Genomic DNA, 24,069 nt, shown 5'->3' on the forward strand with positions numbered 1-24,069 from the left:
GCCAAGGGGTGACAAGACAGGGATCAACCAGAATGGCCCTCTGGCCCAAGGCGATTATCATCGGCCTTCTCGCGGGACCCGTCGTGACGGGTCTCGTCGGAACGCTCGTTCCGGCCTTTGGTTATCTACCGGCTCTTGGGTCCACCGAAGTCTCGATCGCCCCCTTCCGGGCTGCGTTCAATGCGCCGGGCATGTTGACATCAATCGGGTTGAGCCTTGGCACCGGACTTGCTGCGACCGCGCTTTCCCTTTTGATCGTGATCCTCTTCACGGCCGGCTGGCTCGGCGCGCAAATCTTCTCAAGGATCAGCCGCTTCCTGGCACCGCTTTTGGCAATTCCGCATGCTGCAACGGCCTTTGCACTTGCCTTCCTGATTGCGCCTTCGGGTTTTCTGATGCGCCTTTTTTCCCCGTGGGCCACAGGGTTTGAGCGACCACCCGATGTCCTGATCCTCAATGACCCGTACGGGATCGCCATGACAGCCGGTCTGGTGCTGAAAGAGGTCCCATTCCTGTTCCTGATGATGCTGGCTGCGCTACCCCAGAGCCGGGTTCTGGAACTTACCAAGGTCGTGACAAATCTTGGCTATGGCCGGATCAAAGGGTTCCTGTGCGTGGTCGTTCCGCAGATTTATCCGCAGATCAGACTGCCGATCTTCGCCGTCCTTGCCTATTCAACGTCGGTTGTCGATGTGGCAATGATACTGGGGCCGACTACCCCTCCACCTCTTGCACCTCGGATCCTGGGCTGGCTGTTTGATCCGGAACCCGCCATCCGGTTTCAGGCATCCGCTGCCGCGATTTTGCAGATCGGGGTAACCGGCGCCGCAATACTGGTCTGGGTGGCAGGCGAGACGGTTTGCAAGACCTTGGCCGAACCTATGTATCGATCGGGAAATCGAGGCCCGAAGGACGGGCTTCAAAGGTGGCTGGCGGTTTCTTTCATGACCGGCTCCATGATCGCTGTGGTTGGTGGTTTTGCAGTTCTCGGGGTGTGGTCGTTTTCTGACGGCTGGTGGTTCCCCGAACTGTTTCCAAGTGCTTTCGGGCTAGACCATTGGCAATCGGCACTGAAAGATAACAACGGAACAATCCTCACGACCGCGGTCATTGCCATGGTTTCGGCCGTTCCATCGCTTCTTCTTGTAGTCTGGCTGCTGGAGGCTCACACAAGGGAAAATGCAAAGCCGGGCCCCCTCTTGCGCGGCATCCTTTTCATCCCTCTTCTTGTCCCTCAGGTATGCTTCTTGTTTGGCCTGCATGTGGCGCTGGTCTATCTGGGGCTCGACGGCACATGGTTTGCAGTTGCTCTTGCCCATGCGGTCTTCGTCCTTCCATATGTGTTCCTGGCGCTGACTGACCCCTGGGACCACCTCGACCCACGATTTGGGCGCATTGCAGCCTCGCTGGGGGCATCAACGCAGCGAATATTCTGGAGGATACGCCTGCCGCTTCTCCTGCAGCCGTTGCTGGTAGCACTGGCTATCGGCCTTGCGGTCTCCGTTGCCCAATACCTGCCGACCATTGTCATCGGCGCCGGGCGCGTCACAACCATCACAACCGAAAGCCTTGCCCTTGCTTCAGGGGGCAACCGCCCTGCCCTTGCAGTCTACGCCCTGCTACAGCTCGTTCTGCCCTTGTTCAGTTTCGCCGTCGCCCTCATGCTGCCTGCGCTCGTCTTCCGAAACAGGTCTGCGATGCGTCCCGCCTCAAGCTTCTAGGAGCCCCCTTGCACTCCGCCGCAGCCTCATCCGGTCTGAAACTTGCCTCTGTTTCGCTTTCACTTGGAACGCGGCAGCTCCTGACCATTGACGAGACAATTCCCCAAGGATGCGTCCTGACTTTGATGGGCGAAAGCGGCAGCGGCAAGTCGTCCCTTCTGGATTTCATTGCCGGGTTCCTCGCTCCAGCCTTCACCGCGGAGGGCAAAATCGTGCTTAACGGGCGGGACATTACGGATACGCCGCCCCAGAACCGGCGCACGGGTCTGATGTTCCAAAGCCCCCTGCTGTTTCCCCATATGACCGTTCTTGGAAACCTGCTCTTTGCCTTGCCCGCAAAGGGATTGACGGCTTCCCAGCGTCGGGCGGAGGCAGAGGCTGCATTGACCGAGGTCGGACTGGAAGGGCTTGGCGAGCGAGACCCGGCAACGCTCTCTGGCGGGCAGCAAACACGCGCCGCGCTGATGCGGCTCATTCTCGCTCAGCCAGAAGCACTGCTGCTGGACGAGCCGTTTTCAAGTCTGGATCGCGCGAGGCGGCAAGAAACCCGGGAGCTGGTCTTCAGCATCGCGAGACAGCGCAATCTTCCGGTTCTTCTGGTGACCCATGATCCGGAAGATGCAGAAGCGGCAGGCGGGTCTGTCATCACCCTTTGAGGCGATGCTTACTCGCTTTTGTCGGCTGAATTTGCCTGAAGGAAAGAATACTCGTCGATGCCGATCCGCTCGATGAGGTTCAACTGGCTTTCCAGATAGTTGATGTGCCCTTCCTCGTCGGCCAGCAACTGCTCGAAAAGTTTCATGGAAATGTAGTCGCCCACCTCATGGCAGACTTCCCGAGCCTCATGATAAAGCGCGCGGGCGACATATTCCGCCGCCAGATCGCATTCGATGCACTCCTTGACCGACTGTCCGATCCGCAGCGGATCAAGAACCTGAAGGTTGGGCAAGCCCTCGAGAAAGATGATGCGGTCCATCAGGTCCTGGGCGTGGGTGCGTTCTTCCTCCGCCTCAGCCTGTTCCTTTGCCGCCAGCTTGCCAAAGCCCCAGTCCTGCAAAAGGCGGGCATGCAGCCAGTACTGGTTGACGGCGGTCAACTCATGCCGCAAGGCCTTGTTCAGATATTCAACGACCCTTGCGTCACCCTTCATGGACCTACTCTCCCGCTGCCAACAGTTTGGTTTCGCCGTCCGGTTTGTCTGTCGCCCCGGAGCCAGCTTGGTCTTCAGACGCCTTTTGGTGAATGATGTCAATCACGTTCGGAAAACATCCACCACAACGCGGACGACAGCCAAGATGGCGGAACACGGAACCTGGTGTTGGCATCTTGCCATTCGGGTCCTGGCGCATCTCTTCCGCTGCCTTGCGCAGCTGCTTGTCTGATAACACATTGCAGGAGCAAACTAGCATCCGGTCGTCCGATTAATTTCCCGTGGCCAGCGAAATTCGCATATAAGGAGTTTCGCGGATAAACTAAACTGGCATCAAAAAGTCAACTTTATTCGCACTCGCAATTATCCATCATCAGGGCTTTCCCATGAATGAACAACGCAGCATAGATACACGCCAGACCCTCGTCCTGACGGGCGCAAGCAGAGGGATCGGTCATGCGACTGTGAAGCGTTTTTCCGCTGCCGGTTGGCGGGTCATTACCTGCTCGCGCCACGCGTTTTCCGACAAGTGCCCCTGGCCGATGGGACCTGAAGACCACATCCAGGTGGACCTTTCCGACCCGGAGAACCTCGGCTACGCCGTCCAGGAAATTCGCAAGCGCCTTGAACCGCATGGATCGCGTCTGAATGCCCTGGTGAACAACGCAGGCATCAGCCCCAAGGGAGAAAAAGGCGAGCGTCTCGATTCGTTCACAACGTCGATGCATGTCTGGCGCCACGTCTTCCAGGTGAATTTCTTCGCACCCATCATGTTGGGCCGTGGGTTGTTCACCGAACTGAAAAATGCCCAAGGTTCGATCGTCAACGTGACTTCCATTGCCGGTGGCCGGGTTCATCCCTTTGCCGGAACGGCTTATGCGACGTCCAAGGCCGCACTTGCCTCCCTGACACGCGAAATGGCCGCGGATTTCGGACCGCACGGCATCCGCGTCAACGCCATTGCGCCCGGTGAAATCGACACCTCCATCCTGTCTCCCGGCACGGAGAAGCTTGTCGAGGATATCCCGCTGCGCCGCCTCGGGCGCCCGGACGAGGTTGCGGAAACCATCCACTTTCTGTGCAGCGAAGCTTCTACCTATGTGTCCGGTGCGGAAATCCACATCAATGGTGGCCAGCACGTCTAGAGGCCACGTCTTTCAGGCTACCGGGGAAATCGATCGAAAACGGAAGGTGAAATATTCGCCTTCCGTTTTTGCATTTTTTGGATCAGGCGACAGCATCAGCCATCAACACTCTTTGGTTGTTTTTTTCTCAAGCGCTCGACCTGATTGCTTTTCTCGTTACTTCTCGCAAGCCCTGATCGCCCCTGTGGCGGATCACCGGGAGCAGTTTCGACACTGTCGATTGTTTTCAGTGTAACCATCTGTATTTATTGTTTTTTCTTTACCTGAAATTTAACCCGAACGCCGACGTTCCGGTTGAAATCAATCCCTTTCATTTGGGCTGGAGTATCAGGTTTGAACATCACAGCTTTCAACAATTTGAAGTTCGCTCACAAAGTCTGGATAGGCTTTTCTGCTATCCTTCTGCTCACCATCGTGGTGGGGGCGACGGCAACGCTTTCCATTCTGGATGTCTCCAAGAGAACCGGGCTTTCCGACCAGACGACAGCTGCCTTGAGCAGCCTGCAGACCCTTTCTGCTGCCAGAGAAACCTATCTGGATAGTCATAAGGATGCAGACGCTGCTCACGTTCGCGACCTGACACTGTCCCTGAAGGACAAGTTGGTCAGCTTGCAGGCGGGCCTTGCCGAAGGTGACAAACAGGCCGAAGCCGCCGCACAGGCCTCATCTTTGACCCGGCAGTTCGGCGAGACCTTTGAAGAAATCGTATCAGCCGTCAATGCGGAGGAAGCAGCCGTTCAAACGGTGCTTTCAACCAGCAAGGCTCTGGCAGATATTTCCCGCCTGATCGAATACGAGATTTCCATTGTCCAGCAGGAAGCCGAAGCGGAAGCCCAACGCGGCCAGATGGTGCAACGGACGGTTCACCGCTATGGCGAAGCCGCATCGGCGATCCAGTCCATGGCAGAACAGCTGGAATCTCATTTCGGACTGCGTGGACACATCAAGCCCGCAGATAACACACCGGAGTTTCAAGCCGCGATCGCCCGCACCCTGCAGGCCATGGAAGAGGCCGCGCGTGAACTGGATCGTGACAGCAATATCGGGATAGACCGTGAAGCCTTCTCCACTCTATCCGGTCAAATAACCAAATACGCCAGTGCAGCACCTGATTATCTGCGCGAGCAAAACCTTTTCAAGAAATCCAGCAAGAAGAAGATGGTTTCCGAGCTTCACATGGGGATCAACGCCAGCATCACAGAGGTGAAAGTGGCGCTGTATTCCGCATTGGAGAAGGAAATGATGAAGGCAACTGCCATTCAGGAAACTCTGCTCGACCTTTCCAATCTTGGCGAGCAAGCCATCATTCTGGCGCGCAATATTCTGTCGGCCCGATCCAGCACCATGCAGCTGGCTGGCAGCATCGGCGAAAATCATGAAGCTCCGGTCAGAACGGCGTTGAAGGAACTCAAAAGAGCCTCCGAAAAACTGACCGAAGCCACAACACGCATGTCCGAGGAAATCGCTGACAGTGTTGCTGATGTGGGCACTGCCATTGCGAAATTCGAGGCCGCATTTGATGAGATCCTTGTTACCAAGGCCCAGCAGGAGCAGAAGCATCAGGAACTGAACGTGATTGCCAGCTCCACCGCCGATCAGATCAAACGCATGGCGGCTGACCAATCCCAGTCCACACGCGAGGCCAGCAACAAGGCGCTGATCGTGATCGGGGCAATTCTTGCAGTGGCGTTCGGCGCGGGCCTTGTCATCGCCTTCATTCTCAACATCGCCATTTCGCGTCCGATCATCAGCCTCAATCAGTCAATGGCCCGTCTTGCGGAAGGAGACCGGGACGTTTCGATTGGATTTGGTGACCGCGGCGATGAAATTGGCGACATGAGCCGGACTGTGGAGATTTTCAGGAAGAATGCGATTGAGCGCACTCGTCTGGAAGAAGAACAGGCCGGGCTGCAATCAGCACAGATGGAACGCCAGAACCTGATCGGCTCCCTGATCACCAACTTCCGTGCCGAGGTACAAGACCTTCTTTCCAGCGTGAGCATGACCTCGCAGACGCTGGATACGACGGCCCAAACCTTGACCGGAATTGCCCGTGACAGCTCCAATCGGGCGACCGCCACAAAGGATGCTTCCAATCAGGCCGCTGACAACGTGCAGAGCGTGGCGTCGGCTGCGGAAGAACTGGCGGCCTCCATTTCCGAAATCGGATCGCAGGTACAACGCACCACGGAAGTTGTTGCCCGTGCATCCGATGGAACGCGGTTGACGAACGAAAAGGTCGAGGCGCTTTCGATTTCGGCGAACAAGATCGGTGAGGTGATCACACTCATTCAGGCCATTGCCGAACAAACCAACCTGCTGGCTCTGAATGCGACCATCGAGGCGGCGAGAGCGGGGGATGCCGGAAAGGGCTTTGCGGTGGTTGCTGCCGAAGTCAAGGAACTGGCCAGCCAGACCTCCAAGGCCACGGAAGAAATCGCCACACAGATCGCCGACATCCAGTCCGCAACCCGTGACTCCGTTGAGGCCATTGCTGCCATCACGGAAACCATGGACGAGGTTAGAAGCTACACCGACGCCATTGCCTGTGCTGTCACCCAGCAGGGCGAGGCAACGAACGAGATCTCGACAAACGTCCAGCAGGCCTCCGGAGGCACGCAGGTTGTCATGTCCAATATCAGCGAACTGAATGACGCTGTGGACCAGACAAGCGCATCGGCAGAACATGTCGTAAATGCCTCCACTGAACTGAAAACTCAGACGGAAACCCTGAAATCATCGGTAGATGTGTTTCTTGAAAAGGTTTCAGCTGCCTGACAATTCCTGTGACTGACATGACCGAAGGCGGCGGGTGGATAGCCTGCCGCCTCTTGCCATCCGGACCGCTAACGTTATCTTGAGCCGTCGAGTGTCCGGCAAAAAGGCGATTGACCCGAACCTGCCTGCCCCTTATGGCCTCGATCACACTCCCGTTTCCTGCCTGAAGGTTGCATCTTGACCGAGTCTACCGCCACGTCCCGTTTCACCTCACCAGGTTCTGCTCCCGCTGCCGACTATCCCGTCATGCTGGAAACAAAGGGCTGGAAAGACTACCGGCTGCTGGACATGGGCGAGGGCCAAAAGCTGGAGCGGTATGGTCGCTACACCATTGTCCGCCCCGAGCCTCAGGCCATGGGGTCGCGCCGCTTGAAACCCTCCCAGTGGGACCGAGCAGACGCGGTCTTTTCCGGTGATACGGACGAAGAGGGACCGGGTCGCTGGAAATTTTCCGGCAACGTGCAAGAACTTTGGGAAATGGAATATGGACCGGTCCGCTACAATGGCCGCTTCATGTCCTTCCGCCATGTCGGCGTCTTTCCCGAGCAGGCCGCTCACTGGGACTGGGTCAACGGCCAGATACGCGCCGAACGCGAGCGCAATCCGGACCGTCCCCTGAAGATCCTCAACCTCTTTGGTTACACCGGTCTGGCATCCCTGCTTCCTGCGACCGAAGGGGCTCAGGTGACTCATATCGATGCCTCGAAGAAGGCGATTGCCTATGCGCGGGAAAATCAGGCCCTGTCCGGCCTTGATGACCTGCCGATCCGCTGGATTTGCGAAGACGCTTCCAAATTCGTTGCCCGTGAAGTGCGCCGAGGCAATACCTATGACGGCATAATTCTTGATCCGCCGAAATATGGCCGCGGTCCCAAGGGAGAGGTCTGGGACATCTATACCTCCCTCCCCGGCATGCTGAAGGAGCTGCAGCAGCTTCTGTCCAAGGATGCCCTGTTCATGATCCTGACGGCATACGCCATCCGATCCAGTTTCATTGCCGTTCACGAACTGATGGCCGAAACCCTTTCCAGGCAAGGCGGCCTTCTGGAGTCTGGTGAACTGGTCATCCGGGAAGACGGCGGGCACCGCGCTCTTTCCACATCCCTCTTTTCACGCTGGAGCAGCCGATGAGCGGTCCGGGAAAAACCACACGGGTCGGCGCGGTCAAGCAGATCACCAGCCACTCCAATCCGATCGTGAAAGAAATCAAGGGCCTGATTGCCCAGCGGAAGCACCGCACGCAGGCAGGCCTCTTCGTGGCAGAAGGCCTGAAGCTGGCAACCGACGCATTGGAGGCGGGTTGGGATATCCGCTATCTTGCAATCGGCCCGGATGCCCGGGACAATCCTATCGCGCAGCAGGCAGCCGCAAGCGCCAAGGCGCGCGGCGCGCTGATCCTTGAGGTCAACACGGCGATCTTGTCCGCGATGACCCGCAAGGACAATCCGCAGATGGTCGTCGGCGTCTATGAGCAAAGGACGCAAAGTCTTGCCAGCATTCGGCCAGAGGAAGCAACCACATGGGTTGCGCTCGACCGGGTTCGTGACCCCGGCAACCTTGGCACGATCATTCGCACGGCCGACGCGGTTGGTGCCTCCGGCGTCATTCTGGTTGGTGACTGTACGGACCCGTTTGCCGTGGAAACTGTCCGCGCAACCATGGGCTCGCTGTTCCATGTACCTCTGGTCAAGACCACACGAGAAGCCTTTCTGGACTTTGCCGCCAAGTGGCCGGGATCGGTTGTTGGCACTCATCTGGAGGGCTCGGTTGACTATCGCAAGGCCGAGTACGGCGAACCGGTTCTCCTGCTGATGGGCAACGAGCAGCAGGGGCTTGATGCTCCCATGACGTCGGCCTGCAACACGCTGATCCGCATTCCGCAGGTTGGCCAGGCGGACAGCCTGAACCTTGCTGTTGCCACCGGCATCACCCTTTACGAAATTCGCCGACCCTATCTGGAGCTTTGATCCCATGACTGATCGCTTGTTTGTCTTTGGCGTCGGATATTCTTCCCGTGCCTTGATTGACGCAGTGCGCGAGCAGTTTGACTGGATTGGGGGAACAACGCGCTCTGCGGACAAGGCTGAAAAGCTTCGGGAAGCCGGGATTGCTCCGTTCCTGTTTGATGGCGAGACGGCTTCCGCCGACCTGCTCACCGCTTTGGCCGAAGCAACCCATGTCCTTGTGTCGATTGCACCTGATGAGTCCGGGGACCCGGTGCTCAACACCTGCCGCGCAACACTTGCCTCCTCCAGACCAAAATGGATCGGCTACCTCTCGACCGTTGGCGTTTATGGCGATCATGATGGAGCGTGGGTAGATGAAGAGACTGCCTGCAAACCGGTCTCCAAACGATCGGTTCAGCGGGTCGAAGCCGAGACGGCCTGGCTGGACTTTGCCAAAGCGACCGGTGCCCCTGTGCAGATCTTCCGCCTGTCCGGCATTTACGGACCGGGGCGCAATGCCTTTGAAAACTTCCGCAAGGGCCGGGCACGCCGCCTCGTGAAACCGGGGCAGGTGTTCAACCGCATTCATGTCGAGGACATAGCCGGGGCCGTGAAGGCTGCGATGGGCAGACCGCAAACGCGGGTTTACAACGTGACTGATGATGAACCTGCTCCGCCGCAGGACGTTGTCGCTTTTGCCGCAGAGCTTCTAGGTGTTGCTCCGCCGCCAGAGATCCCATTCGAGACAGCAGATCTCACGCCAATGGCGCGATCCTTTTATGGCGAAAACAAGCGGGTCTCAAATGCACGCGTGAAGTCTGAACTCGGATATTCCTTCCGCTATCCGGACTACCGCACAGCGCTTCGGGCTCTTCAAGAAACCGACGTTCAAGATACATAACCAATTTGGGAGGCCCAAATGCAGGATTGGCACGTCTACCTTTCCGGTGAGATTCATACCGACTGGCGCGAACGCATCATCAACGGGGCAGAAAAACTGGAGTTGCCAGTTACCTTCGCCGCGCCCGTCACCGACCATGATGCAAGCGACGACTGCGGTGCGGTGATCCTTGGCGGCGAGGAGAAGAAGTTCTGGTACGATCACAAGGGTGCCAAGATGAACGCCATCCGGACCCGCACCCTGATCGAACAGTCTGACATTGTCGTGGTGCGTTTTGGCGACAAGTACAAACAATGGAATGCTGCTTTTGATGCTGGATATGCCGCAGCACTGGGCAAATCCCTGATCATCCTGCATGACGAGACCCTGATCCATCCCTTGAAAGAGGTTGATGCGGCAGCTCTCGCAGTGGCGGAAACTTCTGAGCAGGTCGTCGAAATACTGCGGTATGTTATCCGCGGAGAACTTGTTCGCTCATGATAAAAGAAAGCCCCGTGAAATGGGGCTTTCACTCAAGACTCTTGAAAATTAATTCATAAAGACCCTATATAGTATTTGGAAAGAGCCTCAAGCGTGGCCATTTTTCTAGTTTTCGCCACAAGAAACGTTGAAAACCGGCTCTTTTTCCCGGCGCCGTTCCGTCTTTGACGCACAATAGCAGCAGTCAATGGACCGGAAATGCGCAGCGAAGCGCCTGACTGGCAAGCTTCGCTTTTTAATTACTGTCATCAAGGCGTGTCATTCCCCGGCTAGAAACGGATTGTTTGAACGCTGCAAAAATTTTGGAAAGAGCAACCATGTTGCATGGAAATGTAAAATGGTTCGACATCAGCCAAGGTCTTGGCTCCATCGAACCTGAAAGCGGAAGAGAAGTACTCGTCGACAGTCTGGCGTTGAAGCGCTCCGGCATTGACACCTTGAGCGAAGGACAGCTGGTCATGTTTGACCTTGCCTATCGCAAGGGACAGGCCATCGCCGAGGACCTGAAGGTCCTGTAGACCCTTCTTCTTTCAAACCAACCACAAGGGCGGCTCGACCGCCCTTTTCTATTTGCCGACGTTCTCCTTTGGCTGGAAGATCCCTTGCGGTCGCATCCGGCGCAGTCTGGTCCACAGTTGACCTGACTGGATCGGAAGATACTGTCGTCTGCCAAGAGAGGTTTTGTACTCTCCTCCCTGTTTCCTTCGAATCGGCAGGTTCCGTGTCTGCACATCCCCCCACCCGCAATTCTCTGAGCTTTATCTTTGTTACCGTTGCCCTTGAGGCGATGGGTATCGGACTCATTGTTCCCGTGCTTCCGTCGCTTCTGACGGAGATATCGGGAAGTGGTCTCAGCGATGCGGCACGATGGGGCGGGTTGCTGACCTTTATCTATGCGTTGATGCAGTTTCTGTTTGGACCGGCTTTGGGCAATTTGTCTGACCATCTGGGCCGTCGGCCAGTGTTGCTGACATCCCTCTTCGTACTGGCGATTGATTATGTGATCATGGCCGTTGCAGGATCCCTAGCCCTGCTCATTTTCGGAAGGATGCTGGCGGGCATTTGCGGCGCCACCTTTTCCGTCGCCTCCGCTTTCATCGCAGATGTTTCTTCCAAAGAAGACCGGGCGAAAAATTTCGGACTTATTGGCGCCGCCTTCGGGGTTGGCTTCATCATAGGCCCGGCCCTCGGCGGTTTGCTCGGAGAATTCGGCGCGCGTGCGCCTTTCATCGCGGCCGCAGTTCTTACCTTCGTGAATTTTCTTTTCGGGTATTTTGTACTTCCGGAAACCCTGACGGCAGGAAACAGGCGTCCGTTTTCCCTGCAGCGCGCCAATCCCCTCGGGGCCCTGCGCCAACTGATGAGCATTCCGACGTTGGGAATGCTGCTGGCCTCAGTCCTTCTGTTTGACCTAGCGCACTATGTCTATCCGAGTATCTGGTCGTATTTTGCCGCCGAAACATTTCACTGGAGCCCCGGCGAAATTGGCGTGTCACTTGCGGTGGTGGGGGTCGGTTTTGCTGTCGTGCAAGGCTATATCATAAGGGTCATAGAGCCAAAAATTGGTGCGAAACGCACGCTCTACCTGTCCCTTCTTTGCAACCTCATCGCCTTTGTTGCCCTTTCAGTGGTCACAACTGGTTTGGTGGCCTATGCCTTTTTCCCCTTTTCCGCACTGGGAGCCATGGCCACACCTGCCTATTCCGGGCTTATGTCCAATATGGTTGCCGATGACCAACAGGGCGAATTGCAGGGAATGCTTTCCAGTGTGACCGGGATAGGCATGATCATTACCCCCGTCGCGACGACCCAACTCTTTGCAGTTTTTACCGCACCGGGCGCTGCCATCTATTTCCCGGGCGCGCCTTTCGCATTATCTGCGATATTGATCATCCTGGCGGCGGTTTGTGCAGTCATAGGCCTTACACCAACCCACAAGACGAAGCTGCATGAAGCAGCAGACAGCAAGGACCAAACGTCGTGATATCTTCCTCTCTTTCCGGCCCCCGTCTCGAGCCACTGAGTGGCGGACCTGCACGGCAACTTGTTGTCATCCTGCATGGATACGGCGCCGATGGGCACGATCTTATCGACCTTGGCCGAGCGTGGGGCACGTCCCTTCCAGACGCTGCCTTTGCGGCACCGCATGCGCCCGAACCGCTCCCGTTCGAAGGCTTTGGCGGGCGGCAGTGGTTTGCTCTGCAAGAGCGCGACATGCGGGAATACAGTCTTGGTGCAGAGGCAGCACGCCCTGTGCTGGACGTGTTTTTGGACGCAGAACTCGCACGCCTTGGGCTTACCGATCACGATCTCGCCCTTGTCGGGTTCAGTCAGGGCGCAATGATGGCGCTCCACACGGGTTTGCGCCGGAAATTCCCACCGGCGGCCATCATTGCCTATTCCGGTCTCTTGCCAGCCCCCGACCAGCTGGACACCATCAAGACGCCCACTCCGGTTTTGATGGTTCACGGAGCAGACGATGATGTTGTCTTGCCATACCACTTGCCGGCAGGCGCCGAGGCGCTTCGGGGCGCGGGCATTACAATCGAGGCCCACCTTTTAGAAAACCTTGGCCATTCTATCGATGAACGCGCGATGGTTTTGGGTGGACGGCATCTCAATCGCTGTTTTGGCGCCTCGAACTGACCCATGGTTAACGCGGTGTTAACGCTTTTCCCGGACGCTTGGGGGAGCCCTTTAAGCGGAGCGCCGCCGGCATGCAGATATCCATCGAGACCACGACCCAGTCCGCAAGCATCTTTTCAGCGAACTTCGGCAACCAGACCTCTCTTGCCCGTCAGAAAGACGAGGGAGAGGGAGCGAAGGCCCCTGCCGTCAGTCTGCTGGAACAGGCCGCCGACAAGGCGGAGGAAGACGCCGTCGTGATCGCCGCCCTTCAGGAGGCCGTCGAGAAAGGCCGCGACAACGGGGACGACGACAAGGACAAGACCGGCTCGCTTGCCACCGTCGAGGACTACCAGAAGGCAGCTGGCAAGCTGAAATCCGCACTGGTTGCAGAAGAGGCCGCCGGACCGTCCGTGTCCTATGAAAGCGGAAAGACAACGACGACAACCATTGAGGCGCAGTTTGGTGACCAGACCATCTCCGCCCAGTTCGTGTCCTATGAGCGGATCTCCTATTCCAGTGAAACCGGCTTTTCCGTGCGCACTGCGAGCGCATCGAGCATCGAAGGTAAACTTGGCGATGCCGAATTCAGCTACCAAAGCGCAGCCGTCAGTTCGCTCTACGCGGGCAGCGGCTCGCAAATTGCCAGTCTGGCTGAACTGACCGCTTGAGCTCTATCAGGTTTTCTTCGTAACCCGTTTCACTTGAGGCTTGCCTGAACCTCGGTTAAAGCTTCGCGCATCCGCAAATCGGACATGCCGCGAAGGGGAACATCCGTGGACAAACTTCAAGCCGACCTGTTGCGCGGTCTCTGGTACGTTGCCTGCCCGGGCCGGGAAGTGAAGAAGGGTGCCATGACCGGCAAGAAGCTGATGGGCGAACTCGTGCTCATTGGCCGGGACGAGAACGGCAAGGTGTTTGCCTTGCGCGATATCTGCCCGCACCGAGGCATTCCGCTTCGCCACGGCTGGTTCGACGGAAAACACGTTCAGTGCTGCTATCATGGCTGGAAGTTCGACACGGAAGGCACCTGCGTCGACATTCCGTCAACCCATGAATACCAGACCATCGATTATTCGAAGATCTCCTGTGGCGCCTATCCGGCGATCGAACGGCAAGGCCTGATCTGGATCTACTTCGCTGCCAATGGAGAGAAGCCGGAAGACGGCCGTCAGCCGGAGCCGCCGACACTGCCGGACTTCCCGCTGGACGCTGCTCCGACCGTCGACATCATGCAGCCGTTCATCTGCTCGGTTGATCATGCGGCTCTCGGGCTGATGGATCCGACCCACGCGGCCTTCGTGCATACCTCCTGGTGGTTCAAGAAGAACGCGACGAAGCTCCGCTCCAAGGAAAAGCACTTTGAACCGGCAGAACTCGGCTGGGCCATGGTGCGTCATAAGCTTCCGCCGCAGAACATCGCCTACAAGGTGCTTGGCGACGACGTGACCACGGAAATCCGCTATCAGCTGCCGGGTTTGCGCATCGAGCACATCAAGGGATCGAAGCATTCCGTCGTCGGATTGACCACGATCACGCCTGTTACGCCGGATGAAACCGAAGTGCGCCAGCTGTTCTGGACGACAATGGGCTGGGTCAAGCCACTCAAGCCGCTGGTCAAGCACCTCATGAGCGTCTTCCTCAATCAGGATCGGCAGGTCGTTATCCAGCAGCGCGAAGGTCTGGAGTTCAATCCAAAACTCATGCTGATCAATGACGCCGACACCCAGGGGCGCTGGTGGATGCAACTGAAGCGCGAATGGGACAAGTCGGCTGCAGAGGATCGCCCGTTCGAGAACCCTGTTCAAGCGAAGACCCTGCGCTGGATGAGCTGAAGGCGGTACAACCTGACAGATTTGCCAAATCCGGCATTGCGGTCAAATGGATGGCTTTAGGATTTGGTGACGAAAAAGGGGACAGGCTCGCGCTTTACAACCGAATCCCATTGCTTTTCACGGTGGCATCCCTTAGAAAGCGTCATCGATTTTGTTTGCCGAACTTTGTTACTGCGCAGTTTTCTGCGGCCTGAACGATCTTCCCTTCAACGTCGACTAAACCGCTGCATGGCCGAATTCGACCTGCAGCATTCTCTATGACTGATTGAAAGGAAATCATCATGGCTATCGGTACCGTAAAGTTCTTCAACACCACCAAAGGTTATGGCTTCATTCAGCCGGAAGACGGATCTGCTGACATTTTCGTTCACATTTCCGCTGTTGAGCGCGCTGGCATGCAGTCTCTGGCTGAAGGCCAGAAGGTCAGCTTTGAAGTTGTTCAGGACCGCCGTTCCGGCAAGTCCGCTGCTGACAACCTGCAGGCTGTCTAAGCTTCTGGCGTAAGCCGAACGAGTTTTAAAAGGCCGGGCCCAGCGCCCGGCCTTTTTGCATTTGCACTTTATGCCAGCGCAATCAGGGCAATCCCGAACACTGCTACCGCGGCCCCGATCACCCCGCTGGCTCTTGGCAGCTGCCTGTCGCGAATCCACAGAACCGGGATGATCAGAAGCGGGGACAGGGAGCCGAGAACCATGGAGACCCCAGCCTCCATATGGGCGTAGGCATAGAGCAGCAAGGACGTTGAGAGCCCATACCCGATGACGCCCGGGATCACCGTACGCATCAAGAGATAGGGCGTGGCGATGGAGACCGGGCGGAACAGGGCAGCTGGCCAGAGCGCGACCAGCGAGATCATAACCGCTGCCATGGACAGCCGGATTGCGCCGATTGCCAAAGGTTCGGCTCCTGCTTCCAACGCCGGTTTGACCGCCAGAAAGCCGAATCCCTGAAATGCGGCTGCCGAGATCCCCAGAACGGCGATCCACACCAAGCTGTTCCTGCTTTGAAGAACCGGTCCGTCCTGGCCTTGATGTCGCCCGATCGCCAAGATGACACCGGCAATCACCAATGCCCCGCCAAACAACTGTGTTGCTTGCAAAAGCTCACCAAACCAGACGAACGCAAGCACAGCGACGATCGGGGCCTTCAGGCACAGAAGCAACTCGGTCAGACGGGGACCTGCCTGACGAAGCAACTCGATCATGGCGAGATTGCCCAGGATAATTCCCACGGACGAAGACAGGACAAAATTCGGCCAATGCGACCAGTCGACACTCGGCCAGAGATCAAACAGGGCCGACAGGACGCACAACATAGCGCCGCAGGACAACAGCTGGACGCGGGTGAATTCGAAAGCACCCAATTGGCGGGCGGGCCACTGAGCGAGGGCGGCACCGGTTGCCCAACCTGCCGAGGCGCCAATGGCTGCCAGTGCCGGGAAAAGAGTAAACAAGGGCGCCTCCATTTGCTATCATATGAGTAGCAATAGATCGCTACATAAAAGATAGCAAGGAACCTTATGCCCAAATCGGCTCCAAAGCCCGGCTCCCCGGTACGTGGCTCCAAGTCCGGCAAGCCTATCATGGCCCTCTTCGACCTATTGGGCCGAAGCTGGGCTCTCGGAATTCTTTGGCAACTGTCCGATGGTCCGTTGACCTTTCGAGACCTGCAGGCGCGCTGCGAATCGGTCTCCCCCACCGTGCTCAACAAGCGCCTAAGAGAATTGCGCGACAGTCTTTTTGTCGGGCGCGGAGATCACGGATACGAACTGACACCGCTTGGTCGCGACCTTTTTGCAAAACTGCATCCCTTGGGAAACTGGTCAACTAAATGGGCGGAACAATTGGCCTGCGAGCCCTCAAACCAGGAAGCTCAGCCCGAATAGACCTGGCGTGACATGAAAGGCACACATAGCCAGCAATGCTGACTACAGGCATCGCTCGTGCTTGTGTATCGAACCGAATTCGGTTTTCTACCCACTCCTGAAGTTCATTTTCAAAGGGGACGGACATGCGTTTCGCACACCGCTCGCCCGCAGGGGCAGCACTTCCGAACTAATCCGCGCTAGCGGTGCAGACGGTCAGTCACAGGGCAAGACATCTCTTGCGCCTGACCTATTCCCATTGAAAATGGATTATCCAAATGGGCACTTCCCATATGGGTGGGCAATCCGCTGAAACATCATCAGCGGTGGTTCACCACTTCTATTCCCAAAAGTCCTGGATTGAAGGCAAGGCCACAGAACAGCTTGAACAGGTCGCCCGGCTCAGGGGCGTTCATGCGGTCGCAGCCTTTCCGGATCTGCATCCCGGCAAGTTCGGCCCGGTTGGCTGCGCCATCCTGTCGGACCGACTTTACCCGCATCTGATCGGCAACGACATTGGGTGCGGCATGAGCCTCTTTGCGCTCGATCTTGAGGTCAGAAAACTCAGGCTCGACAAGGCTGCCCAGAAAATACGTGACCTTGAGGGCGAATGGACTGGTCCATCCGCTGCTCGCCTGTTGTCTGTGGGCCTTCCTTCTGACCTGTATCCTCATGCACTCGGCACGATCGGCGGGGGCAATCATTTCTGCGAGCTTCAGGTCTTTGAAGATCTCCCTGGAGATCTAGCGACGGCCCCCTCCCTTTCCAAGGGGCAACTGGTTTTGCTGGTTCACAGCGGCTCCAGGTCCTTTGGGCCAGCTGTGTTTGACACCGTGATCGAGCATGTTGACGGGCTGGATCGTCAATCGCGCGAGGCCGAAAGATACCTTGCCCTGCATGATCAGGCCGTTGGCTGGGCCGCGCTCAACCGACAGGTCATCGCCGAGCGGGCCGCCTTTGCCCTCAAGGCCGAAGCACACCTGATCGCCGATGTCCCACATAATCTGGTTGAAGAACATGAGGGCCGTCTCCTTCACAGAAAAGGAGCGGCGCGAGTCAAAACCGGCCTTGTTCCAATTGCCGGATCACGCGACACGGCAAGCTATGTGGTGAAACCGGGCGCAAAGGTATCCAGTGGACTCCAGTCCCTCGCTCATGGTTCCGGTCGCAAATACGATCGCAGCTCCATGATCGGACGGGCTGGAAAAACCCGATCTGACAGGGATGCCCTGACCCGCAATGCTTCAGGTGGTTTCATCATCTGCGAGGACCGGCAACTGCTGATCGAGGAGGCTCCTCAGGCTTACAAACTCTCGCGGCAAGTGATTGACGATCTTGCAAGTTTTGGACTTGCCGACCCCGTCGCAACGCTGAGGCCGCTTCTGACCTACAAGAAGTCGACCAGCGAGGACGCGTCACGCCCCAAGTCCAAACCTCGCGACAAGGACCGGAGGCTAAGGACATGACGCAGTTTTCCAAAGAGACCGCTGATGCGGTTCGGCTTCTGGTTAGCAGCGGTGACGGCCCTCGGGAGTGTCGGCGTGCGGTGTCGCTGGTTCTCCAGCGCATGAGAAAGGAAGCGGCCGTACTGAACCTTGGCGTGGAGGTTACCCTGGCGGGTGAGAACGATGATCGGGACCCGGCTTCCGCCATCGTTCGCCTGACCGGTTTGGCCTCCTGCCAATTGGCGCGGCGCTGGACCGGGACCATCCAGTGGACGTCTCCAAGCCCGTTTCGTCCCCACCACAAGCGCAAGAACTGGTTTGTCGGCGTGTTCGAATTGGCGGAGGAACAGGAGGGTATGGAAGAACTTCACCCCGCCGACCTGAAGTACGAGACTTTTCGGGCAGGTGGTCCGGGCGGTCAGCACCAGAACACCACGGACAGTGCGGTTCGTCTGACCCATCTTCCTACCGGCTTTTCGGTCATTTCGCGAGACGAACGGTCCCAGCACCGGAACCGGCAACGGGCTCTGGCCCGGCTACAGGATCGCCTGTTTCTGGAGCGAGCGGCATCGGAAGCCCGGTCGAAGTCTTCGGAAAACCTGCTGCACAAGCGACTTGAAAGGGGCAACCCGGTTCTGTCGTTCAAGGGCGACAGGTTCATCGAGGCCTGAAGGAGGAAAAGCCGCCCGACCGGGGCGGCTTTTCAATTCATATGCGGTGATCTCAGCTTTTCTTCAGATAGGCCGCCAGAATATCCAGAGCGGCCTGAAGGTCGTCCTTGTGGATCATTTCGGTGACCGTGTGGATGTAGCGGGTGCCAACGACAATGCCGACAGCCTTCGCCCCGGCAGCAGCCTGCTGGGCAGCTGCGCCGTCCTGACCGCCGGCTGCCAGCATGGTGCGCTGGTAGGGGATCTTTTCGGCAATGGCCAGAGCCTCGATACCTTTCACCAGCTCCCGGTCCGCAATGAAGCTGGAATCCTTCACATGAAGGCCAAAGCCTGCGCCCTGCACCGTGGTGCGGTCTTCTTCGGGAACGCCCGGTGTGTCACAGGACAATGTCACGTCGATGCCAAGACCGATGTCCGGCTTGATAGCAAACGCTGCAGTGCGAGCACCGCGAAGGCCAACTTCTTCCTGACAGGTGAAGGCGACGTGGATTTCGGACGTGTGTTCGGCTTTTCCGAGCGCACGAATTGCCTCGATGCCAAGCCAGCAGGCGATCCGGTTGTCGAGAGCCTTCGAGACGATTTTGTCGCCGATTTCGATCAGCGGCTCATCCATGGTGACCATGTCACCGATCTTGACGATGTCCTTGGTCTTCTCGCCAAGTCCCATGTCGATGATGAAGTCCTTCGGCTCCGGCACCTTCTTGCGCTCTTCCGGCGAAGAGATGTGGATCGGCTTGCCACCGGGGTTCATGACACCCTTGAAGTCGCCGTCGTCAGTGGAAACCAGAACACGGCGCGAGAAAAGGTTGCGCGCGTCGAAACCGCCGACTGGCTGGACGTGGACAAAGCCCTTGTCATTCACATGGGAAACGAGAAAGCCGATCTCGTCCATATGGCAAAGAAGCATGATTTTCTGGGGTGCAGCACCCTTGGCAGGTGCCTTGCGCGGGGCGCGCTTGCACAGAAGGGATCCCATCGGATCGATTTCGACCGTATCGAACAGGCCCTCGATTTCGCTCTTGATGAGATCGCGAACACGGTGTTCATGGCCCGGAACACCCGGCGTCTCGCACAGGCGGCGCAGGAGATCAATATTCATGAAATGAACTGCCTTTGTTGTTGCTCACCGGCAGTGAGCCGATGCCTACTGGTATCCGAGCTCTCCTGCTTCTGCAACGGGCGGATTGGGCTCCATCGACCGGTTCGCGCAGGTTGTTGGCACGAAACATCCGGGATTTTTTAACCCGATTCAAATCATGTTTGGAAACCTCGCCAAAAGTCCCAAAGACGTGCCTTGAGCGCGTCGCAATTCATCTGCAAAACTACCCTTATGTCAGCAAGTGCCCCATATCTGTGGGTGCTTCAGCCAAAAATATCGGGGAACGGTCATGGCGAAAAAGAAAAAGTTTGTTTTGTCCATTGATGGCGGCGGCGTGCGCGGTCTTATTCCGGTTCGCATTCTGGAATCCATTGAAAGCCGTTTGGCGCATCGGGGGGTTTCCGTCCCCATGCACCGTGTGTTCGACCTGATGTGCGGCACATCCACGGGCGGCCTGATCACCGCGGCCCTTGCTGCTCCCAAACCCGGCGGGGCGAAGGGGGAAGCTGCCGCGACCTTGTCCGATCTTCGAGACTTCTATGAGCGGGACTCGCGGGAAATCTTCTCGCAATCCCTCGGCAAACGACTTTCGCGCATGGTCATCAATCCGTTTGGCCTTTTCGACGAGACATATGATGCCCGCCCGCTTGAGCGGATGCTCAAGGACAAGTTTGGCTGGACGTCCATGGCCAGCGCGCTGACGCATCTGGTGCTGACAGCCTATGACATCGAACGCCGACGGGCCGTGTTCATGACCAACGGTCTGGAAAGCAATGGCAGCCGGGCGGATGACTATTATTTCTGGCAGGCGGTGCGGGCGACAACCGCAGCCCCTTCCTATTTCGAGCCGGCCCGGGTGGAAAACCTCTCCCGCAAGCAGGATGAAGCGCTGATCGACGGCGGCGTTTTCATGAATGATCCGGCTATTGCAGCCTATCTGGAAGCGCGCAAGCTGGGCTGGGATGCGGAAGACATCGTCGTCCTCTCGCTCGGCACGGGCCATGCCCCGGAAAAGCCGTTCCCTTATGAAGAAGCCATCAACTGGGGTTCGCTGGGCTGGATGCAAATTGCCAAAGGCGTGCCGCTTTTGTCGATTTTCGCGGATGGCCAAAGCCAGACAGCAAGCTATCAGGCAGAGCACCTGTTCTGCGAAATGGGGTGCACCCGCTACATACGCCTGAACGGCGACATTCCGGCGGAAGCGGAAGCGCTGGACAATGCCCGCCCCGGCAACCTGATCCTCTTGAACGGTGCGGCTGACAAGATCATCCGTGACAATACGGTTCTTCTGGATGAAATCGTCGACATGCTGATTGCGAACTTGCATTCGGACAACGGATCACCTCACTCTGGGTCACTTGTAAACGCTGCCTGAGGAAGGCCTGCATCATCGTGACCAAGACACTCGCCAGCCGCTGTCGGATTGCTGCTGCCACCCTTGTTGGCCTGCTGGCTGCAGGGGCCGCAGCAGCACAAGGGCTTCCCGTGCCGCAACCAAAGCCGGGTGCGCTTTCCGTGCCCACAAGCACCATCATGCCCGGCCTTGTCGTTCCTGTATCCGATACGGCAGCGGTCCCGATTCCGATGCGAAAGGCGGCTGTTCCGGAAGGCTACAAGGCAGAGCTTCCCGTCACGCGGATCGCGCTGCGGGGAGACGGGGCTGCCAAGGACTATTTCGGCGCGGCAGCCCGGCCGGCCAACCTGAAATCCCGCGCCATTGGCTCCTATGCAAAGGGCTGTCTAGCAGGAGGCGCAGCGCTACCGATTGACGGTTCCACATGGCAGGTCATGCGCCTGTCGCGGAACCGGAACTGGGGCCATCCGGAGTTGATCAACTTTCTGCAGGATCTGGCTGCCGATGCGCCCGGACTGGGGTGGAACGGCTTGATGGTGGGCGATCTTGCGCAGCCCCGCGGCGGGCCCATGCTGACCGGCCATGCCAGTCACCAGATTGGCCTTGATGCTGATATCTGGTTGCGAGAAATGCCGAACCGACGCTTGAGCCCACAGGAGCGCGAGGAAATCTCTGCCATCTCCATGCTCAAGGGGCCGCTTGATGTGGCGGGCGCTGATCGCAGCGTTGACCCGACCAAGTGGACGGACGCGCATGCGCGGCTGATCCGCCGGGCGGCTCAGGATCGGCGGGTTGCCCGCATTTTCGTCAATCCGACCATCAAGAAGGCTCTGTGCGAGTTCGAACGCGGACCTGACAGAACCTGGCTGCGGAAAGTCCGGTCCTGGTGGGGCCATCACTATCATTTCCATGTCCGGCTTTCCTGCCCGCCAGGCAGTGTCGGTTGCCAGAACCAGAACCCACCCCCACCGGGCGATGGTTGTGGCGAGGACCTTGCCTACTGGCTTTCCGATGAACCCTGGGTGCCGAAAAAGCCCAAAGACCCGAACAAGAAGCCGGTCGTAACGAAGAAGCGACCGATGCAGTTGTCGGCGCTGCCCAACGATTGCCGGGCTGTCCTTCAGGCAGAGGCGCAACAATAAGGAAAAAGTTGCAGGATTTCGGCTTCATATCGCGCTCATTCCACTAGGCGAAACGCAAATGCAGTGGTAAACGGGCGCCATGACGAGCGAACCGATTTCCAACATCCGCAACTTCTCCATCGTGGCCCATATCGACCACGGAAAGTCGACCCTTGCCGACCGGCTCATCCAGATGACCGGAACGCTGACTGATCGGGAAATGACCGAGCAGGTTCTCGATTCCATGGATATCGAGAAAGAGCGTGGGATCACCATCAAGGCGCAGACCGTCCGGCTGATCTACAACGCACAGGATGGACAGCAGTACATCCTGAACCTGATCGACACCCCGGGCCACGTTGACTTTGCCTATGAAGTGTCGCGCTCCCTTGCCGCTTGCGAAGGCTCCCTTCTGGTGGTCGATGCTTCGCAGGGCGTGGAAGCACAGACGCTTGCCAACGTTTATCAGGCGATCGACAACGACCACGAGATCGTCACCGTTCTCAACAAGATCGACCTTCCGGCAGCTGAACCTGACCGGATCAAGGAACAGATCGAGGATGTGATCGGCATCGACACGTCACAAGCCTGCATGATCTCGGCCAAGACCGGTTTGGGTGTCGACACGGTTCTGGAAGCGATCGTCAAGCAATTGCCGCCCCCGCAGGGCAACCCGACCGGCACGTTGAAGGCGATGCTGGTCGACAGCTGGTACGACACCTATCTCGGCGTGATGGTCATGGTCCGCATGATCGATGGTTCCCTCAAGCGCGGCCAACGCGTGAAGATGATGGGCACCGGTGCGGTCTACGACATCGATCGTGTGGGCGTGATGACGCCGAAGTTCCTTCAGGTGGACGAGCTGCGCGCTGGCGAGATCGGCGTGATCACCGCCTCCATCAAGGAAGTGGCGGACACCCGCGTCGGTGACACGATCACCCTCGACAGAGCCACGAACGTAGAAGCGCTGCCGGGCTTCAAGCCTGCCCAGCCGGTGGTGTTCTGCGGTCTCTTCCCGGTCGATGCCAACGACTTTGAGGACCTGCGCGCTGCCATGGGCAAGCTGCGCCTCAACGACGCCAGCTTCTCCTTCGAGATGGAAACCTCAGCCGCGCTCGGTTTCGGCTTCCGCTGTGGCTTCCTTGGGCTGCTTCACCTGGAAATCGTTCAGGAGCGCCTGTCCCGCGAATTCGATCTTGATCTGATCGCAACAGCTCCGTCCGTGGTCTACCAGATGACCTTGACCGACGGGACCGAGATGGAACTGCACAATCCGGCCGACATGCCGGACATCGTGAAGATCCGCGAGATCCGCGAGCCGTGGATTCGCGCCAACATCATGACCCCGGATGAGTTTCTCGGCGGCATCCTGAAACTGTGCCAGGAGCGACGTGGCCTGCAGATCGATCTGGCCTATGTCGGCTCCCGCGCGATGGTGACCTATGACTTGCCGCTCAACGAAGTCGTGTTCGATTTCTATGACCGGCTGAAGTCGATTTCCAAGGGCTACGCCTCGTTCGACTACCAGATTTCCGACTATCGCGAAGGCGACCTCGTTAAGATGTCGATCCTCGTGAACGAAGAGCCGGTCGATGCCTTGTCCGTTCTGGTTCACAAGTCACAGGCGGAACGTCGTGGCCGCGCCATGGTGGAGAAGCTGAAAGAGCTAATCCCGCGCCACATGTTCAAGATCCCGATTCAGGCAGCTATCGGTGGCAAGGTGATTGCCCGCGAAACCCTGTCGGCCCTGCGCAAGGACGTGACCGCAAAATGTTACGGCGGTGACGCCACACGTAAGCGCAAGCTTCTGGAAAAGCAGAAGGCGGGCAAGAAGAAGATGCGCCAGTTCGGCAAGGTCGAGATTCCGCAGGAGGCCTTCATTCAGGCCCTCAAGATGGATGATTAAGGCCGGGCACGAACGGTCTCGACCTGAT

General features: G+C 57.8%; 24 protein-coding genes. 20 read left to right on the forward strand and 4 right to left on the reverse strand.

What is annotated here, in order from left to right; all coding sequences use genetic code 11:
- The first annotated feature begins 32 nt into the window (after positions 1–32).
- Both F0155_RS14425 and F0155_RS14430 read left to right on the forward strand, forming a co-directional pair.
- Positions 33–1,721, forward strand: a complete 1,689-nt coding sequence (locus F0155_RS14425) for an ABC transporter permease (RefSeq protein WP_150525232.1) — start codon at positions 33–35, stop codon at positions 1,719–1,721.
- Positions 1,722–1,729: 8 nt separating this feature from the next.
- Positions 1,730–2,377 (forward strand): ATP-binding cassette domain-containing protein, encoded by a 648-nt coding sequence (locus F0155_RS14430; protein WP_150525233.1) that lies wholly within the window; start codon positions 1,730–1,732, stop codon positions 2,375–2,377.
- An 8-nt stretch (positions 2,378–2,385) separates the two neighbouring features.
- Here the strand turns inward: F0155_RS14430 and bfr are convergent, their stop codons facing one another.
- Both bfr and F0155_RS14440 read right to left on the reverse strand, forming a co-directional pair.
- Positions 2,386–2,871: a bacterioferritin gene (bfr, locus tag F0155_RS14435; RefSeq protein WP_150525234.1), complete on the reverse strand. Its 486-nt coding sequence runs from the start codon at positions 2,869–2,871 to the stop codon at positions 2,386–2,388.
- Positions 2,872–2,875: 4 nt separating this feature from the next.
- Complete coding sequence (locus F0155_RS14440; protein WP_150525235.1) at positions 2,876–3,130, reverse strand: (2Fe-2S)-binding protein; 255 nt, start codon at positions 3,128–3,130, stop codon at positions 2,876–2,878.
- Between the two features lie 127 nt (positions 3,131–3,257).
- Between F0155_RS14440 and F0155_RS14445 the strand changes: the two genes are divergently transcribed.
- The 12 genes from F0155_RS14445 (at position 3,258) to F0155_RS14500 (ending at position 15,072) form a co-directional block, all read left to right on the forward strand.
- On the forward strand, positions 3,258–4,016 hold the full coding sequence (locus F0155_RS14445) for an SDR family NAD(P)-dependent oxidoreductase (protein WP_150525236.1): 759 nt from the start codon (positions 3,258–3,260) through the stop codon (positions 4,014–4,016).
- Between the two features lie 333 nt (positions 4,017–4,349).
- Positions 4,350–6,794 carry a methyl-accepting chemotaxis protein gene (locus F0155_RS14450; RefSeq protein ID WP_150525237.1) on the forward strand — a complete coding sequence of 815 codons (2,445 nt, stop codon included), beginning with the start codon at positions 4,350–4,352 and terminating at the stop codon, positions 6,792–6,794.
- A 177-nt stretch (positions 6,795–6,971) separates the two neighbouring features.
- Positions 6,972–7,925 carry a class I SAM-dependent methyltransferase gene (locus F0155_RS14455; RefSeq protein WP_244303518.1) on the forward strand — a complete coding sequence of 318 codons (954 nt, stop codon included), beginning with the start codon at positions 6,972–6,974 and terminating at the stop codon, positions 7,923–7,925.
- Positions 7,922–8,761, forward strand: coding sequence for a TrmH family RNA methyltransferase (locus tag F0155_RS14460; RefSeq protein ID WP_150525238.1), 840 nt, complete (start codon positions 7,922–7,924; stop codon positions 8,759–8,761). The genes F0155_RS14455 and F0155_RS14460 overlap by 4 nt, the downstream gene beginning before the upstream one ends.
- Before the next feature lie 4 nt (positions 8,762–8,765).
- Complete coding sequence (locus F0155_RS14465) at positions 8,766–9,641, forward strand: SDR family oxidoreductase (protein ID WP_150525239.1); 876 nt, start codon at positions 8,766–8,768, stop codon at positions 9,639–9,641.
- Positions 9,642–9,659: 18 nt separating this feature from the next.
- Complete coding sequence (locus tag F0155_RS14470; protein WP_150525240.1) at positions 9,660–10,121, forward strand: YtoQ family protein; 462 nt, start codon at positions 9,660–9,662, stop codon at positions 10,119–10,121.
- Between the two features lie 317 nt (positions 10,122–10,438).
- The gene (locus F0155_RS14475; RefSeq protein ID WP_150525241.1) at positions 10,439–10,639 is read left to right on the forward strand and encodes a cold shock domain-containing protein; all 201 of its coding nucleotides are present in this window, start codon (positions 10,439–10,441) and stop codon (positions 10,637–10,639) included.
- Positions 10,640–10,842: 203 nt separating this feature from the next.
- Positions 10,843–12,105, forward strand: coding sequence for a TCR/Tet family MFS transporter (locus tag F0155_RS14480; protein WP_208999285.1), 1,263 nt, complete (start codon positions 10,843–10,845; stop codon positions 12,103–12,105).
- A complete protein-coding gene (locus tag F0155_RS14485; protein WP_192913818.1) occupies positions 12,102–12,767 on the forward strand; it encodes an alpha/beta hydrolase in 666 nt (221 codons plus the stop codon). The genes F0155_RS14480 and F0155_RS14485 overlap by 4 nt, the downstream gene beginning before the upstream one ends.
- 71 nt (positions 12,768–12,838) lie before the next feature.
- Positions 12,839–13,417, forward strand: a complete 579-nt coding sequence (locus tag F0155_RS14490; RefSeq protein ID WP_150525242.1) for a hypothetical protein — start codon at positions 12,839–12,841, stop codon at positions 13,415–13,417.
- A gap of 105 nt (positions 13,418–13,522) precedes the next feature.
- Entirely contained in the window at positions 13,523–14,581 is a 1,059-nt protein-coding gene (locus tag F0155_RS14495; protein WP_150525243.1) for an aromatic ring-hydroxylating oxygenase subunit alpha, read from the forward strand.
- Positions 14,582–14,862: 281 nt separating this feature from the next.
- Positions 14,863–15,072 carry a cold-shock protein gene (locus F0155_RS14500; RefSeq protein ID WP_150525244.1) on the forward strand — a complete coding sequence of 70 codons (210 nt, stop codon included), beginning with the start codon at positions 14,863–14,865 and terminating at the stop codon, positions 15,070–15,072.
- A gap of 68 nt (positions 15,073–15,140) precedes the next feature.
- On the opposite strand, the gene F0155_RS14505 is transcribed toward F0155_RS14500, so the two are convergent.
- On the reverse strand, positions 15,141–16,034 hold the full coding sequence (locus F0155_RS14505; protein ID WP_208999286.1) for a DMT family transporter: 894 nt from the start codon (positions 16,032–16,034) through the stop codon (positions 15,141–15,143).
- Between the two features lie 66 nt (positions 16,035–16,100).
- Here F0155_RS14505 and F0155_RS14510 point away from each other — a divergent pair, with 66 nt between their 5' ends.
- The 3 genes from F0155_RS14510 to prfH all read left to right on the forward strand — a co-directional run bounded on the left by F0155_RS14510 (position 16,101) and on the right by prfH (position 18,561).
- Positions 16,101–16,466, forward strand: a complete 366-nt coding sequence (locus tag F0155_RS14510; RefSeq protein WP_150525246.1) for a winged helix-turn-helix transcriptional regulator — start codon at positions 16,101–16,103, stop codon at positions 16,464–16,466.
- A gap of 257 nt (positions 16,467–16,723) precedes the next feature.
- Entirely contained in the window at positions 16,724–17,911 is a 1,188-nt protein-coding gene (locus F0155_RS14515) for an RNA ligase RtcB family protein (RefSeq protein ID WP_150525247.1), read from the forward strand.
- On the forward strand, positions 17,908–18,561 hold the full coding sequence (gene prfH, locus F0155_RS14520) for a peptide chain release factor H (RefSeq protein ID WP_150525248.1): 654 nt from the start codon (positions 17,908–17,910) through the stop codon (positions 18,559–18,561). Before F0155_RS14515 ends, prfH begins: the two co-directional genes overlap by 4 nt.
- Positions 18,562–18,613: 52 nt before the next feature.
- Here prfH and F0155_RS14525 read toward each other — a convergent pair whose 3' ends face one another.
- The gene (locus F0155_RS14525) at positions 18,614–19,660 is read right to left on the reverse strand and encodes a M42 family metallopeptidase (RefSeq protein WP_150525249.1); all 1,047 of its coding nucleotides are present in this window, start codon (positions 19,658–19,660) and stop codon (positions 18,614–18,616) included.
- A 289-nt stretch (positions 19,661–19,949) separates the two neighbouring features.
- Here F0155_RS14525 and F0155_RS14530 point away from each other — a divergent pair, with 289 nt between their 5' ends.
- From F0155_RS14530 to lepA, 3 genes are all read left to right on the forward strand, one after another.
- Positions 19,950–21,035, forward strand: coding sequence for a patatin-like phospholipase family protein (locus F0155_RS14530; RefSeq protein WP_150525250.1), 1,086 nt, complete (start codon positions 19,950–19,952; stop codon positions 21,033–21,035).
- A 17-nt stretch (positions 21,036–21,052) separates the two neighbouring features.
- On the forward strand, positions 21,053–22,156 hold the full coding sequence (gene mepA, locus F0155_RS14535) for a penicillin-insensitive murein endopeptidase (RefSeq protein WP_244303519.1): 1,104 nt from the start codon (positions 21,053–21,055) through the stop codon (positions 22,154–22,156).
- Positions 22,157–22,235: 79 nt separating this feature from the next.
- Entirely contained in the window at positions 22,236–24,041 is a 1,806-nt protein-coding gene (gene lepA / locus F0155_RS14540; RefSeq protein WP_150525251.1) for a translation elongation factor 4, read from the forward strand.
- Positions 24,042–24,069: the final 28 nt, after the last annotated feature.

The sequence above is a fragment of the Roseibium sediminis genome, assembly GCF_008711325.1.
Classification (GTDB): Bacteria; Pseudomonadota; Alphaproteobacteria; order Rhizobiales; family Stappiaceae; genus Roseibium; species Roseibium sediminis.